This is a genomic window from Nonomuraea sp. NPDC050786 (assembly GCF_040654115.1).
Classification (GTDB): Bacteria; Actinomycetota; Actinomycetes; order Streptosporangiales; family Streptosporangiaceae; genus Nonomuraea.
In genome coordinates, this window is sequence record NZ_JBFAHJ010000007.1 from 63,567 (window position 1) to 78,265 (window position 14,699).

General features: G+C 69.5%; 10 protein-coding genes and 2 pseudogenes. 7 read left to right on the forward strand and 5 right to left on the reverse strand.

The window, feature by feature from the left end; translation table 11 throughout:
- Positions 1-87 precede the first annotated feature (87 nt).
- The 6 genes and pseudogenes from AB0H84_RS15715 to prfH all read left to right on the forward strand — a co-directional run bounded on the left by AB0H84_RS15715 (position 88) and on the right by prfH (position 6,102).
- Complete coding sequence (locus tag AB0H84_RS15715; RefSeq protein ID WP_357603802.1) at positions 88-345, forward strand: hypothetical protein; 258 nt, start codon at positions 88-90, stop codon at positions 343-345.
- Between the two features lie 658 nt (positions 346-1,003).
- Positions 1,004-1,374 (forward strand): annotated as a pseudogene (locus tag AB0H84_RS15720) (YciI family protein).
- Positions 1,375-1,420: 46 nt separating this feature from the next.
- A pseudogene (locus AB0H84_RS15725) lies at positions 1,421-2,770 on the forward strand (DUF6596 domain-containing protein).
- Positions 2,771-3,237: 467 nt separating this feature from the next.
- Positions 3,238-3,843 (forward strand): DUF6461 domain-containing protein, encoded by a 606-nt coding sequence (locus tag AB0H84_RS15730; protein WP_357603804.1) that lies wholly within the window; start codon positions 3,238-3,240, stop codon positions 3,841-3,843.
- Positions 3,844-4,306: 463 nt separating this feature from the next.
- Positions 4,307-5,479 (forward strand): RNA ligase RtcB family protein, encoded by a 1,173-nt coding sequence (locus AB0H84_RS15735; protein WP_357603806.1) that lies wholly within the window; start codon positions 4,307-4,309, stop codon positions 5,477-5,479.
- The gene (gene prfH / locus AB0H84_RS15740) at positions 5,476-6,102 is read left to right on the forward strand and encodes a peptide chain release factor H (RefSeq protein ID WP_357603807.1); all 627 of its coding nucleotides are present in this window, start codon (positions 5,476-5,478) and stop codon (positions 6,100-6,102) included. Before AB0H84_RS15735 ends, prfH begins: the two co-directional genes overlap by 4 nt.
- Positions 6,103-6,259: 157 nt before the next feature.
- On the opposite strand, the gene AB0H84_RS15745 is transcribed toward prfH, so the two are convergent.
- The 3 genes from AB0H84_RS15745 to AB0H84_RS15755 all read right to left on the reverse strand — a co-directional run bounded on the left by AB0H84_RS15745 (position 6,260) and on the right by AB0H84_RS15755 (position 11,517).
- On the reverse strand, positions 6,260-9,340 hold the full coding sequence (locus AB0H84_RS15745) for a DUF3427 domain-containing protein (protein WP_357603809.1): 3,081 nt from the start codon (positions 9,338-9,340) through the stop codon (positions 6,260-6,262).
- A 36-nt stretch (positions 9,341-9,376) separates the two neighbouring features.
- On the reverse strand, positions 9,377-10,213 hold the full coding sequence (locus AB0H84_RS15750) for an aminoglycoside phosphotransferase family protein (RefSeq protein WP_357603811.1): 837 nt from the start codon (positions 10,211-10,213) through the stop codon (positions 9,377-9,379).
- Positions 10,214-10,302: 89 nt separating this feature from the next.
- Complete coding sequence (locus AB0H84_RS15755; protein ID WP_357603812.1) at positions 10,303-11,517, reverse strand: benzoate/H(+) symporter BenE family transporter; 1,215 nt, start codon at positions 11,515-11,517, stop codon at positions 10,303-10,305.
- Positions 11,518-11,607: 90 nt separating this feature from the next.
- On the opposite strand from AB0H84_RS15755, the gene AB0H84_RS15760 reads away from it, so the two are divergent.
- Positions 11,608-12,150, forward strand: coding sequence for an XRE family transcriptional regulator (locus tag AB0H84_RS15760; protein ID WP_357603814.1), 543 nt, complete (start codon positions 11,608-11,610; stop codon positions 12,148-12,150).
- A 110-nt stretch (positions 12,151-12,260) separates the two neighbouring features.
- Here AB0H84_RS15760 and AB0H84_RS15765 read toward each other — a convergent pair whose 3' ends face one another.
- Both AB0H84_RS15765 and AB0H84_RS15770 read right to left on the reverse strand, forming a co-directional pair.
- A complete protein-coding gene (locus tag AB0H84_RS15765) occupies positions 12,261-13,490 on the reverse strand; it encodes a serine hydrolase domain-containing protein (RefSeq protein WP_357604277.1) in 1,230 nt (409 codons plus the stop codon).
- A 212-nt stretch (positions 13,491-13,702) separates the two neighbouring features.
- Positions 13,703-14,698: an aldo/keto reductase gene (locus AB0H84_RS15770; protein WP_357603816.1), complete on the reverse strand. Its 996-nt coding sequence runs from the start codon at positions 14,696-14,698 to the stop codon at positions 13,703-13,705.
- Between the last annotated feature and the right edge of the window lies 1 nt (position 14,699).

Genomic DNA, 14,699 nt, shown 5'->3' on the forward strand with positions numbered 1-14,699 from the left:
CAGCTGAGCCCTTCGCTGTCCAGCGATCGATCAGCTTGGGCTCGAGGAAGCCGGGCTGGTGCAGGGCCTCGGACCGGGTGGGCTGAGGTGTTGGTTGAGGTGCCGCCGGAGCTCCGCCACCTCATCGCCGAGGGCTGCGAGATCCTGTCTGATCTCCGTCCGGAACTCGGCTATGTCGGCCATCACCTGGGTGATGCCGACTATCGACACCATGATGCCGTCGTTGATGCGCTCGCCTGTCTCGAGTGCCCGCACCCGCGACATCAGATCGAGGAGGTGTGCTTCTACATCCACGAATTCTTACCCCTTTGCGGAATGAGGAAGGGATCCTCCGGAGGGTTGTGATCCACCGGTGGTTCCCCTGCCGCGAGCACAGTGACAGACAGTCGGCTCCCGTGACGAGCACCCCTCCTGACCAGGGTGAACTCCCTTCATCCCGGCGCCTATGTTCTTTCTCCTGCGAGGCAGGATCGAGCTCCGGGATGCAGGACGAATGGCCCGTGCCAGCGAAAAAGGGGTCAGAGCGACGCGCCCTGCAAGAGCAGAGGCGTCGAGGATCGACAAAGCAAGAGGTCTCCGGTAGATGAGTCAACGACCAAGAAGATCATCAGGTAGGGAGACCTCGCCGGCACCTTGCCGGTGACGGGGCGGGTGGATCGTTGTCTGCGGCATGAGGGGGCGCCGCGGGCGAAACGCCACGGAAGATTCCCGTCGCCCTCTCTTCAGCCCGGTAGCGGAAAGAAGTCACTGAGCGCGTCCCGAATGCTTTTCCCAGATCTGTGTGAGCGTCGCCGCCTTGCAAAGATGCGACGTTAGGCTTTCTGATCAGCAGGGCGTCCGCGTCAGCCATCGCTCAGGGGCCGCTCTGACGGGCAAAACGCGGGTCGAGGGATCGGCTGCGTCGCGGCGAAAGATTTTCCGGGGCTGTGTTGATCCGCGGGGCGCTCGTTCGACGTGTGGGTGTGAGGGTCGAGAGGCGGCCCCGCCGGGCGAGGAGAACGTGATGCCGAAGTACCTGCTGATCATGTGGGGCACCGACGAGTCGAACGCGGCCATGATGGCCGACATCGACGAGATGATGGCCACGACCCGCCAGTTCATCGAGGAGATGACCAAGGCCGGCGTTCTCCTCGCGGCGGAGGGCTGGGCGATCCCCGGCAGGGCGTCGTGGTCGACTTCAGCGGCGAGGCACCGGTGGTCACGGACGGGCCGTACGGCGAGACCAAGGAACTGTTCGGGGGCTTCCTTCTGCTCGACGTCGCCTCGAAACAGGAGGCGGTCGAGTGGGCCAAACGGGTCCCGGCGGCCCGCGGGTCCAAGATCGAAGTTCGGCGGGCGCCCGTGAGCGACGAGGTCCCGCAGGTCGACGAGTGATCACCAAGGGTTGGGCCGCCGGGTGCGAGAGCAGGGGTCAGGTCTGATGGGTACGGCTGATGTCGAGGCCGTCTGGCGGATCGAGTCGGCGCGGATCGTCGCCGCGCTGACCAGGTTCACCGGCGATTTCGGGCTGGCTGAGGACGCGGCCCAGGAGGCGGCGGTGGCCGAGGCGCTGGTGTCGTGACCGGTCGCCTCTCCGGCGAATCCGGCTGGCTGGCTGATGGCCACGGCCCGGCGGCGGCGATCGACGCGATCCACCGCCGGGCCGCCCTCCAGGACCGATACGCCCTGCTGGCGGCCGACTCGGCGGTCGACTCGGCGGTCGACTCGGCGGTCGACTCGGCGGTCGACGAAGAGATCGACCCCGACAAAATCGATGATGACGTGTTGGCGCTGATGTTCGTCAGCTGCCATCCGGTGCTCTCCCCCGGGGCCCGGGTGGCGCTGACCCTGCGCGTGGTCGGCGGCCTGTCCAGTGAGGAGATCGCCCGCGCGTTACTCGGGCCCGTGCCCACCGTGCAGGCCCGCATCACCCGGGGCAAGAAGACGATCGCGGCGGCCAGGGTGCCGTTCGAGCTACCGCCGGCCGCCGAGCGCCGGGAGCGGCTGGGTGGCGTGCTCAGCGTCCTCTAAGTGATCTTCACCGAGGGGTCGGCGGCCACGTCGGGAGACCGGCTGCCGCGCCCCGACGTCGCGTACGAGGCGATCCGGCTGGTTCGCACGCTGGCCACGCTGGAGCCGGACGAGCCGCACGAGCCGGACGAGCCGCACGAGCCCCACGAGCCGGACGAGCCGGACGAGCCGCCCGAGCCCCACGAGCCGGACGAGCCGGAGGTGCACGGCCTGCTGGCGTTGTGCGAGCTGACGGCCGCGCGTTTCCCGGCCCGGCCCGGCCCGGCCCGGCCCGGACGGTTCGCCGGTCCTGCTCGACGAGCAGGACCGGCGGCGGTGGGACTTCTCGGCAATCCGCCGTGGCATGGCCGCGCTGGCCAAGGCATCGACTCGCGGCCTCGGCCCCTACGGCCTGCAGGCCGCGATCGCCGCCCCCCACGCGTCGGCGCCCTCGGTCGAGGCGACCGACTGGGACCGGATCGTGCTGCTCTACGAGGCACTCGGCCGAGTCTCACCCTCGCCGGTGGTCGAGCTCAACCGGGCCGTCGCCCTTGCCATGGCCTCGGGCCCGGCGCAAGCCCTGGCCATCGTGGACGAGCTGATCGCCTCGGACCGGCTTGCCGGTTCGCATTTGATCCCGACCCCGTACGCGGTGAGCTCGCTGGTCCGGCTCGGACGGCGATCGGAAGCGCGTGCCGAACTGGAGTTGGCTACGCGGCTCTGCGCCAGTCAGCGCGAACACTCCGTGCTGCAGCGCAGCAAGGCGGCCACGCTGAGCTGACTTCTCCAGCTCGGCCGGCCGGGACTCATGCGGCCCGGATGTCGTCGATCGCATCAGTCCCGGCGCCCGAATCCTCGGATGCGGACGGCTGAGCGCGGCGAACCCGGGGAGCAACTCGCCCACGGTCGGCGCGGCGTGGACCTCGTCTGGGACCGACCCTGGCCCAGGAGCTTTGTCAGGCCAGGGTGGCGGCAACGGGTTCGATCAGATCCCGAGGTCGTCGACGACCCATGCCTCACTCGTGCTCCACCCAGTGAGGCTGAATTTCACATCGTGGCGCTCTTTCTCAAGAACACTCGCACGCGGCAGGCCAGCGAAGTGGCGCCGAAAGTGGCCAGCATCTGGCTCCCGTTCTCACGCGCAAAGCCATTCTTGGCGGTCTTGAGGCAGCGTCAAGTAGCCGCTCACGAATCAGGTGCCCGATCGTATGGTCAGGCCCCTGTGGCGTCGTCTTATTGGAGGGTCTCATGCCTCATCCGACCGATCTGTACGATCTGATGGTCTCCTTCGATCTCGACAGCGAGGAATACCCGGGCTTCCACCTGTTGTGGGCGGAGAGAATGGGCGGCAATGAGCTGTGCCGTCGTCTGGGCGGAGACCCGGCCAGACCTTTCCGGTGCGACATCGACAACCTGGCGCGGCCAGAGGCTGAGCCGGGTCCCAAAATGTGGGCCGGCACGGCCTACGGCTGGGCACAGGCCCTGGTCTTCCAGCTTTACACGTCGCCGATGTCCTTTCTCCAACAGGTGTCGCGCGGCACGCGAGCGCTCAGCATCCAATGCGGCCACTCCACCTATCGCCTCGATTGGGCAGTCGACGGGGTCCTGGTCACCTGCTTTGCTATCGACTGGCCGACCGAGCGGGGAGGTTTCGATCCGCACGCCCTCGACCCGCTCATGGAGGGGTTGGCCTTCCAACTGGACAACCCTGATGATTACAGCATCCAGGATCCCGTGACCATCGAGGTCAGCGTCACTTCTGCGCTACGACGGGCAGGCCGGATCACCGGGCGCGAGATCGATGCGAAATGGTTGGGCGCCGTGCACAGCAGTTACTCGCTCAAGCCCAACTGACCGCAAAAGGCGTCAGAATATCCGACGTCGCCAGAGGCCGTCCGGCCTGGCGAGGTCACCCACTACTACCGGCCATCCATCGCCGAGCGACGCAGCCGGCAGCGGCACTCGTGTGCCATTGGCCGTGACCGTGGAATGTCATTACCGATGAACATGCACGATGCGATATGTCCTGACGGAAATCCCCGGTCACGCCCACGATGGCGCCTGGATGAGAGTGGCGCGACTCGCGGCATGAGAGTGCACTCGTCGGCCGCAGCGCATCCGCACGTCGTCGCGTGAGATTGCGTGCAGCCATACAGGCCCGTACGGCCGAAAACCGTTTGCCTCGCCTGGCGGACGCAAGGGAATGTGGTGTCCATGAGGCTCTGACGGACAGCACTCTGCCACCCCGAGATGCCACGGCGCCGACCCGCGCCGTGATGCCGCCCGCCCATACCCCCGTTCAGCGAAGAGAGCGTCTTTGTCTCAGCAACCCTCCCTGCCGCCTTCCACCATGGCCGCGGCCACGGTCACCGTGTTCGCCTCGCCCACGAGCTGGATCGAGTCCGATGCCGTCGCGCAGTGCCACCAGGTGGCCGCCCTCGACGGCATGATGCACGTCGCCGCCATGCCGGACCTGCACCCCGGTAAGGGCGCCCCCATCGGCGCCGCCATGGCGTCGACGATCCTGTACCCGTTCCTGGTGGGCTCCGACATCGGTTGCGGCATCGCCGTGTTCCCCGTCAAGCTCAAGCGCGCCGTGCCCGAGAAGCTCGCCGCCCGGTTCCCCGATCTCGATCGTGCGCTCGACCCTGAGCAGGATGCCGACGACCCGGCCTGGGCGGTGGTGAAGGGCGACATTCCCGCCGGTCACATCGAGGGCCTCGGGACGGTCGGCCGGGGCAACCACTTCGTCGAGCTGGCGCGGATCGGGACCGTCTTCGAGCCGGACCACGCGAGCCGGCTCGGACTCGCCGCCGGCGACCTGGTCCTCATCGTCCACAGCGGCTCCCGCGGTCTGGGCGAACGGATCCTGCGGGCGCACACCGAGGTCCACGGCGCGGGCCCCGCCCCTGATCCCGGTGCCTACCTGGCGATGCATGACGACGCCGTACGCTGGGGATCACTGAACCGGCGGCTGCTGGCCGCCCGGGTCGCTCATGCGCTGGGGTTCGAGCCCGCCGAGCCGATCGTGGACCAGTGCCACAACCTGGTCGAGCTCCGCGACGGGAGCTACCTGCACCGCAAGGGGGCGGCGCCGGGTGACGGCCGCGACGTGCTCATCGCCGGTACGCGAGGCACCCCTTCCTACCTCGTGGCCGCCCACGCCGGGCCGGACGCCGGCCATTCCGTGGCGCACGGCGCGGGCCGCAAGATGTCCCGTGCGGACGCCCTGCGCCGGGGCCGGGCCAAGCACACGGTCGAAGAGCTGCGCCGTACGCCGATGGGATCGCTGGTGGTGTGCGGCGACCGCCAACTCCTCTTCGAGGAGGCACCCACGGCGTACAAGCGGATCGAGCAAGTGATCGCCGACCTCGTCGACCACCGCCTTGCCACGCCGGTGGCCACCACGATCCCTCTGGTCACCTACAAGACGCCCGACCTCGGGTCCACGCCCCAAAGGGACCACCGCCGCAAGCGGGGGCGTTCGTGAGCGTCCATCTGCTGCTGTCGGCCGGGCGCGGCCCGCAGGAGTGTGCCTGGGCGCTGGCCCATCTGCTGCACCGCCTGGAAGGCGAGGCCACCCGGCAGGGTCTGGAGATCCATCGGGCCCAGACCGTCCCCGGTGACCGGCCCGGCACCTACCTATCGGTCCTCATCCGGATCTCAGGTGACGGCGCCGAGGCGTTCGCCGCCTCGTGGACCGGAACTCTGTGCTGGCAGGCCCCCAGCCCGTACCGGGCCGGCACCGGCCGGAAGAACTGGTACGTCATCGCCCAGCCCTGCCAGGTCGACACCCCGCATACGACGTTCGAGGAAGCAGACGTCGACATCGTCGCCTGCCGCACCGGCGGCCCAGGTGGTCAACATCGCAACAAGGCCAGCACGGCCGTACGGGCGACCCACCGGCCCACGGGCATCGTCGTCGTGGTCGACACCGAGCGGCAGTTCAGCCTCAACCGCCGCATCGCCATGCGGCTGCTGCGACAGCGCATCGAGCAGGGCGACGAGGCGGCCGGGCGCGCCGTCACCACTGCCCGCTGGCGCATCCACGATGACCTCGTACGCGGTAACCCCACCCGTGTCGAACGTCCTGAAGCGTCCAGGCAGAGCTGAGCATTTCGACGAGCGTCATCACTGGCCGCCGCCGGGACTGGGCGGCGGCGGTCAAGGCCGGGCTCACCCCTCCCCGGTGGCTCCGGGTTCGTGGAAAGGAGAGATCAAACGGATCACGTACGAGCGAGCCGACCCTGACCTTCTCCGCGCCCGCCGCTCATCCGGCGATCGCCGCGCGACGGAACAAATCTGCGGGCATATCCTCGTCGAGCCGCCAGGTGATGCCCATCGGCCGCTCGCCGCGGTGCTCCACGTAGCGGACCATGCCGTGGAAGACGAAGGCCTCGGGGTGGCCGAGTTCGTTCTCCTTACGCTCGCGGGTGAACAGCAGCACGTGGCTGCCCTCCGCCACGTGGTTCCGGTAGCGGCGGCCGGTGACCGAGGTGGCGCTGGTCCGGTTCTGGGATTCCCAGTGGAACAGGCGTGAGGTCAGGGCGTAGTCGCGGTACATCGTCTGCGGCGAGAACTCCTTCTCGTTCTTCTGCAAGGTGACGAAGAGCGCGTCGCACTGGGTCGCGGGGCTCCAGGCGACCCCTTCGCGCATGGTGGAGGGCACCAGGCCGCCCACCGAGGCCCAGCCGATCGCGGCGAGCACCTCGTCGGTGGAGTAGCGGGCGTTGACCGCCAGCGGCACGCCGTCCAGCCCCACCGGTTTGGCCACATACCGCGGCCGGTCGACGCCGTAGGCGAGCACCTGCCTGATCTCGTCGCACAGCGCCGTCTCGCGGCGCAGGTGGTCCAGCGCCTCGTCGTATGTGGCGAATCCGCCCCCGTCGCGCCAGAACGAGAAGAAGAGCATCCGAGCGAAGGCCTGATCAGCTGGGGACAGCGACGCGTAGCTGGGGCTGTCCGCCTGCAGCAGCCGGGCGTAGGCTTCGCCGCGGGTGCGGTCGTCCACGTGCAGCAGCGCGCGGACGCGTCGCCCCAGTTCCTCCTCCAGCGCCGAGCCCTCCCCTGGCAACAGTCCGGTACGGCGCAGCAGCGAGGTCCAGTAGCGACGATTGCGGTACAGGTCGCTGATGTCGCGCCCGCTCTCCTCCAGATATCTGATGAGCGACAGCTCCGCGAGGGAGCGGATCTCCTGTGACAGCGTGTGCACCGTCGCCCCGAGCTGCACCTTGAGATCGGCCAGCAGCCGCTCCTTGGTCACCCGATCCAGCACGATCTGGCTCCCCGACGGCAGCAGCGGGAAGTCCTCCTTGACCTGCTTGTCCAGCCGCCCTCTGGAGAACCCGGTCAGCGCCTGGAACCGGTTGGCGAACCGGTACTCCTTACGGTGCTGCCCGACAAAGTCGAGCACGGTCAGCACGTCCTTCTCCGGCGTACGGCGGAGCCCGCGCCCTAACTGCTGCAGGAAGATCGTGGCGCTCTCGGTGGGCCGCAGCATGAGCAGGGTGTCGACGTCGGGCACGTCCAGACCCTCGTTGAACAGGTCCACCGCGAACAGGAACCTGATCTTCCCATCCGCGAGCGCCCGAAGCGCCGCCTTCCGAGTGCCGTCCTCCGTCGAACCGTCCACCGCCAGCGAGGGCAGCCCGTGCCGGGTGAAGAAGTCGGCCATGTAGTGCGCATGCCGTACCGAAACGCAGAAGCCCAGCCCGCGTACGGTCTCCAGGTTGCTCACCTTGTCGCGCACCGCGTTGAACACCAGCCGGGCACGGGCGTCGTCGCCGGTGAAGACGTTGTCGAGAGCGGAGACGTCGTACGAGCCGCGCGTCCACCTCACCCCGGAAAGGTCGGTCCCGTCGTTGATCCCGAAGTAGTGGAACGGGCAGAGCAGATCGGCATCCAGCGCATCCCACAGCCGCAGCTCGGAGGCGATCCGCCGGTCGAAGAACTCATCCTGCACCCACGTGCCGTCGGACCGCTCCGGCGTCGCGGTCAGGCCGAGCAGCTCTTTCGGCTGGAGATGGTTGATGATCTGCCGGTAGGTCGGCGCGGCGGCGTGGTGGAACTCGTCGATCACCACGACGTCGAAGTGCTCGGGCTCGAACTCCAGGATCCGGCGGGTGAGCGACTGCACGCCGGCGAAGACGTGTCGCCAGTGCCGCGACTTGTCCTCCCCCACATGCAGCTCACCGAAGTCCGGTACGGCCAGCACCTGCCGGTACGTACGCATCGCCTGAGCCAGGATCTCCCGCCGATGCGCCACGAACAGCAGCGACGGCTGGCGGCCCAGCCGCTGCTGCAGGTTGCGGTAGTCGAACGCGGCCACCACGGTCTTGCCCGTGCCGGTCGCCGCGACCAGCAGGTTGCGGTGCCGGTCGTGGACGGTGCGCTCCCGGTCGAGGTCGGACAGCATCTCGCGCTGGTGGTCGAAGGGATGCGGGACCAGCTCGGGGATGTCGAACAACTGCTGGCCCGCCTGGGAGCGGGCCAGCGCCTCATCCAGGCGATCGGCATCGGTCGCCGGGTCGTACGGCTCGAACTGGGAGCGGTTCCAGTACGAGTCGAAGGTCGCCTCGAACTTGTCCAGCAGCCGCGCGGTGGTCACCGACGACAGCCGGACGTTCCACTCCAGCCCGTCCAGCAGTGCCGCGCGGGAAAGGTTGGAGCTGCCGACATAGGCGGTGTCGAAGCCGGTGTGGCGGCGCAGCAGCCATGCCTTGGCGTGCAGCCGGGTGGAGTTGCGCTCGTAACTGATCTTCACCTGGGCGCCGAAGTCGTTGACCAGGCGGTCCAGCGCCCGCCGTTCGGTCGCGCCCAGGTAGGTCGTCGTGATCACCCGCAGCGGTACGCCCCGGCGCCGCAGCTCGGCCAGCGGCTTCTCCAGAATGCGTAATCCCGACCACTTCACGAACGCGCACAGCAGGTCCACCCGGTCGGCGCTCGCCAGCTCGGCCGCCAGTTCGTGCGCCAGGTTCGGATCCTCGCGGGCGTTGGTCAGGAGGGCCGCTTCCGACAGCGACGTCAGTGGCCGACGCGGAGGGGTTGCTCCCAGGGCGTCCTTCACGATCGACAGGAGCTGGTTCGGCCCGTCCGCGATCGTCTCCGGTTCGGTGAGCTGCGCCAGCAGCCGGTTGGCCAGTGCCACCTGCTGGTCAGGGTGTCCCTTCAGCTCGGCCAAGGCCCGCGCTGCCGTTTCGCCGACGAAGCGGCCCAGCAGATGGGCGACCTCCTCGCCGTCGATCCTCGACACCTCGACCAGGTGGCCGGCTTGCTGCCAGGCGTTGATCTTCGCGTCGAGCGTGCCGGTGAGCAGGGAGTCGTAGAGGCCCGGGATCGGAGCGTCGGTCATGTCATGCCCTCAGGGACAGCCGCCGACCGGCCGCGATCAGTCATGGATGTTCAGCGCTGCTCGGATCTGGCTGAGCCACTCCGTGCCCAGCCGGCGCCCGTCCGGGAGCTGGTCGTCTCGATCCCAGCGCCACGTTGTGATCATCGCCAGCATGAGGATGCGGCACTCGCGCAGCAGGTCCTGGTTGACACCCGGATAGTGCTCGCTGACTTCCTCGGGCGCATGGGCGAGGTCGAATTCGACAGGCCCACGGCAGCACGTCTCGAGATCTATGAACAGCAGCCCGTCCTTGGTGGGGAGCAGGTTGCCCGGGTGCGGCTCGCCGTGCAGCAGCTGCTCGGCGGCGCCGCGCTCGCCGATCGCCCGCTTCAGGGTTCGTAACGTGTCGGCGAGCAGCTCGCGATCCGCGTCGGCGAGCGCCGGAGTACGGTCGCGGTCCGCCACGAGCTGTTGCGCCTGATCGACTCGATCCGTGATGTGCTGCGTCGGGACATCGAGCTTGCGCATGCCGGCATGCAGCCGCTCGAGCGCATGGGCGTAGTCGGCTGGTGAGACCTCTGGAGGCGTCACGGGTTCGTAGTAGGTCCACAGCGTGACCTCGAAGCCATCGTGCTCATAGACGCGTGGCTCCACTCGAGGGTCGAGAGCAGCCACCGGGCACCCGGTTTCGGCGAGCCGCTGAGCCAGCTCGAGTTCGAACTGTGCGACCTGATGCGCCACAGGTGCCACCCGAGCCAGGACGTCGCAGGGCAGGAGTCGCAGAGTGAGCTTGTTCGAGTCCTGAAGGATGATCGCGTCGTCGGCGGTGAGGCCAAGTGATGAGGCGATCGACATGGCCGCGGCCACCGCACGCGAGCGCTCTGACGTCTGCATCGTTGCCTGGCCCCTCTCCCTTGCGGGCTGCCGTACGTGCTCTCCAAGCGGTGCGACCTGGGCCACCGTACCAGCAGGGCACGGAGCCTTCAGGACCGCTTTCCAGCCACCCGGTCCGCGGGACGTTCCGCGGCGGGTGACGGTTGCTGTTCCACCGGTGGCCGCCTGCGCAGCAGGAGCGCGGTCAGGCCGCCCGCGACCAGGCCCCAGAACGCCGCGCCGATGCTCAATATCGTCATCCCCGACGCGGTGACCACGAACGTGACCACCGCGGCCTCCCGTCCCTCCGGCTCGGTCACCGCGCCGGCCAGCGACGAGCCGAGCGCCGACAGCAGCGCGAGGCCGGCCACCGCGATGACGAGCACGGGTGGGGAGAGCAGCACCAGAGCCATGGCCAGGCCGGCGCCGAGGCCGAGTGTCAGCTGGCCGGCGCCGAGGGCCACCGTCGCGATCCACCGGCGGCCGGGGTCAGGGTGGGTGTCCGGGCCGGCGGTCAGCGCTGCGGTGATCGCGGCCAGGTTGACGGCGTGCCCGCCGAACGGCGCCGCCGCCGCGCTCGCCAGGCCGGTCGCGACGAGGACCGGGCGCAGGGGCGGCTCGTACCCGTATGTCGCCATGACGGCCATGCCGGGGACGTTCTGCGCGGCCATGGTGACGAAGAACAGCGGGATGGCGACGCTCACCACCACGGACGGGTTCAGCGTCGGGGTGGTCAGCTCGATCGCGGGCCGCAGCGCCGCGCCGGACAGGCCGTCGCCGGGCCCGTGCACCGCGATGGCGATGATCGCCACGACGAGCGCGCCCGGGACGGCCCACTGCCGCAGGTACCGCTGCAGCACCGCCCAGGTGAGGACGACGGGTACGGCCAGCAGCGGGATGTCGACGATGGCGCGGACCGGGGCGGTGCACAGGCTGAGGATGACGCCCGCCAGCATGGCACCGGCGATCGGACGGGGGATGGCGGCGATCAGCCGGGCCGGCCAGGGCGACAGGCCCGCGAGGACGATGAGTCCGGCGCAGACGATGAACGCGCCGACCGCGGCCGGGAAGCCGCCGGGGACGGGACCGGTCGCCACCAGCAGCGCCGCGCCTGGGGTGGACCAGGCGATGCTGATCGGCATGCGGTAGCGCAGCCCCAGGAAGATCGCCACCGCCCCGACGCCGCAGCAGAGGGCGAGCAGCCCGGACGCGGCCTGCCCCGGCGTCGCCCCGACGGCACGCAGCCCCGCGAGCACGACGGTGAACGAACTGGCGTAGCCGACCACCGCGCTGACCAGCCCCGCCATGACGGCCTGAACCCGCACACCCACTCCCATTCGTTCCGTTTACGGAACGAACCATAGCCACGTGGCCACCGCGGGACAAGCCCGGCCGCGGAATGCAAGGATTGCCGGGTGGACGGCCGTGAGACGGATATCGGGAGTCAGCTGCGGCGATTGCGGGAGGCCCGCGGCATCTCCCTGTCGGCGCTGGCCCGCAGCGCCGGCATCGGCAAGGCCACGCTGTCCGGCCTTGAGCTGGGCACCCGCAACCCGACGCTGGAGACGCTCTATGCGGTGGCGGGAGCTCTGGGCGTGCCGTTGACGGCTCTCGTTCTGGAGCCCGGCGCACCGCCCGCGGAGGCCGTCGACGTGCCGGGCGCCGCCGTGACGGCCACGCTGCTGGAGGTCTTCGAGGAGCCGACCGCGACCTTCGAGTTGCTGCGCATGCGCGTCCGCCCCGGCATCGTGCAGCACTCGCCACCCCATGCGCCCGGCGTGACCGAACACGTCACGGTCTACGCGGGTGTGCTGCGCGCCGGCCCGGCCGACGCCCCTCTGCTGGCCGCGCCAGGCGAGCACATCTCGTGGCAGGCCGACGTCCCGCACGTCTACAGCACCGTCGGCCCGGACGAAGCACTGGCCACCCTGCTGATCCGCTCGCCCCGGCAGACCTGAGCCACCGAATGCCGTGATGGGTGCGCGGGTCGGCATCCATCGAGCGGCGTCGAGGACTGCGGTGATCTCGCGGGAATCTGCCGGCCTTCCTGCCGGGCGCGGAGTCGGTGTCAGTCGTCGAGCGCCTGGTAGAGGGTGGTCCAGAAGTCGTTCATCAGGTGCGCCGGACTCGGGACGGAGTAGCCGAGCTGGCAGAGCAGGATTCCGGTGAGCTGGTTGGCCGGGTCGGCGTAGGCCGAGGTGCCGCTGCCGCCGTCCCAGCCGAACTGGCCGATGGGCGCGTAGTCGCTGCGGTAGGTGCGCACCGCCATCCCGAAGCCCCAGCCGCCCTGCTGCCCTTGACCGAAGGAGATGTGGACGTTGTTGCGGGCCAGCTCGGTGCGGGGGGCGTTCTGCTCGGGCGTGAGGCGGTTGGTGGTCATCAGCTCGACGGCGGGCCGCGACAGGATGCGCCTGCCGTTGTGCATGCCGCCGTTGAGCAGCATCCGGAAGTAGGCGTGGTAGTCGTCGGCGGTGGAGACCAGCCCGCCGCCGCCGCCCTGGAACGCCGGAGGCCGGCTCCAGCGTCCCCCCTTGGCCTCGTCCCATGCGAGGAACTCGCCGGTCTGCGGGTCGGGCGCGTACAGGGTCGGCAGCCTGTCGATCTTGTCGGCGGGCACGTGGAAGCCGGTGTCCTCCATGCCCAGCGGCTCGAAGATGCGCTCACGCAGGAACTCCTCGAACGACTTGCCGGTGACCCGGGAGACGAGCACACCTACCAGGTCGTTGCTGATGTGGTACTGCCAGCGCTCGCCGGGCTGGTACTGCAGCGGCAGCTCGCCCAGGCGGCGCATCCACTCATCCGGCTCGGGCACCTCCACCGGCAGGTTGGGCGTCAGCCCCTGCTCGAAGATCGCATTCATGATCGGAGCGCCCAGCGACGTGAAGTCCAGGCCGAGCCCGAACGTGGAGGTCAGCACATCGCGCACGGTGATCGGCCGGCGTGCCGGCACGGTGTCGTCCAGCGGGCCGTCGGGCCGCGTCAGCACCTGACGGTTGGCGAGTTCGGGCAGCCACGGGTCCACCACGTCATCCAGCCGCAGCCGGCACTCATCCAGCAGCACCATCGCCGCCGCCATCGACAGCGGCTTGGACGTCGAGGCCATCCGGAAGATCGTGTCCCGCCGCATCGGCGCGCCACCGTCATGCTGCATCGTGCCGATCGCCTCGACGTGCGTCTGGCCGCCCCGGCTGACCAGGGCGACAACGCCGGGAATCTTCCCGGAATCGACATGCCGCGCCAGCACCTCGCGCAGCCTGCGCAGCCCCGCCTCGGAGAAGCCGCTGTTGCTCTGTCCCATCATGAATCCCCTTGCCGGAAGTCCTCGATCTGCGCAAGCGGCCCCGAGGCCGCGATCGCTGATCCGTTCATGGCATTCACGATCGCCGACCGTGCTGATATCGGGCTGTCGCCGTACTGACGCGGCCGCTGACACGGCACCGCATCAGCGGGCGGGTTCGTGGCGGGAGGAGACTCCGAGCTGGGACAGGCCTTGTACAGGTGGCGCCGGGCTCAGTTGCCCACGCCGAGGTTGGACATCAACGCGGACGGATAGCGGTCGCCGCGCGCCGCGCCCGGCGGCACTGCCTTCTCGATTTCGGCGAGGTCGTCAGCGGTGAGGTTCAGGTCGATCGCGGGCAGCGCCTCGGCGAGCCGCTCGCGGGTGCGGGCGCCGGCCAGCGGCACGATGTCCTCGCCCTGCGCGGCCACCCAGGCGATGGCCAGCTGGGCGACAGTGCAGCCCTTCGCCTCGGCGACCCGGCGCAGAGCGTCCACGAGGGCGAGGTTGTGCTCCACGTTCCCGCTGGTGAACCGGGGACTGAAGGCACGGCTGTCGCCGGTGCCGGCGGTGTGGCCGGCGGTCCAGTGCCCGGAGATGAGGCCGCGGCTGAGGACGCCGTACGCGGTCAGGCCGATGCCGAGCTCCCGCAGCGTGGGCAGGACGTCCGCCTCCACGGCGCGGGAGATCAGCGAGTACTCGATCTGCAGGTCGGCGATCGGGTGCACGGCGTGCGCCCGGCGGATCGTCGCCGCATCGACCTCCGAGAGCCCGATGTGCCGCACGTACCCGGCGTCGACCATCTCCTTGATCGCGCCCACCGTCTCCTCGATCGGAACCGCCGGGTCCAGCCGGGCGGGACGGTAGATGTCGATGTGGTCGGTGCCCAGCCGGGTCAGCGAGTAGGCCAGGAAGTTCTTCACCGCCTCGGGACGGCAGTCATGCCCGCCGAACCCGGGGCCCGGCCCGCGCAGCATGCCGAACTTGACGCTCAGCTGGTAGCTGTCGCGATCCCTGCCGCGCAGCGCCTCGGCCAGGAGCAACTCGTTGTGGCCCATGGCGTAGAAGTCACCGGTGTCGATCAGTGTGACGCCGGCCTCCAGCGCGGCGTGCACGGTGGCGATGCTCTCCGCGCGGTCGGCCGCGCCGTACGCGCCCGACATGCCCATCGCACCCAGGCCCAGGGCGGAAACGGCCGGTCCGGTCCGGCCCAGGGTTCGTGTCCGCATC

Excerpts from the sequence above, each read along its gene's own strand:
- AB0H84_RS15770 (WP_357603816.1), bottom strand. The coding sequence starts at position 14,698 with ATGCGGACACGAACCCTGGGCCGGACCGGACCGGCCGTTTCCGCCCTG.
- AB0H84_RS15765 (WP_357604277.1), bottom strand. The coding sequence starts at position 13,490 with ATGGGACAGAGCAACAGCGGCTTCTCCGAGGCGGGGCTGCGCAGGCTG.
- AB0H84_RS15730 (WP_357603804.1), top strand. The coding sequence starts at position 3,238 with ATGCCTCATCCGACCGATCTGTACGATCTGATGGTCTCCTTCGATCTC.
- AB0H84_RS15750 (WP_357603811.1), bottom strand. The coding sequence starts at position 10,213 with ATGCAGACGTCAGAGCGCTCGCGTGCGGTGGCCGCGGCCATGTCGATC.
- AB0H84_RS15745 (WP_357603809.1), bottom strand. The coding sequence starts at position 9,340 with ATGACCGACGCTCCGATCCCGGGCCTCTACGACTCCCTGCTCACCGGC.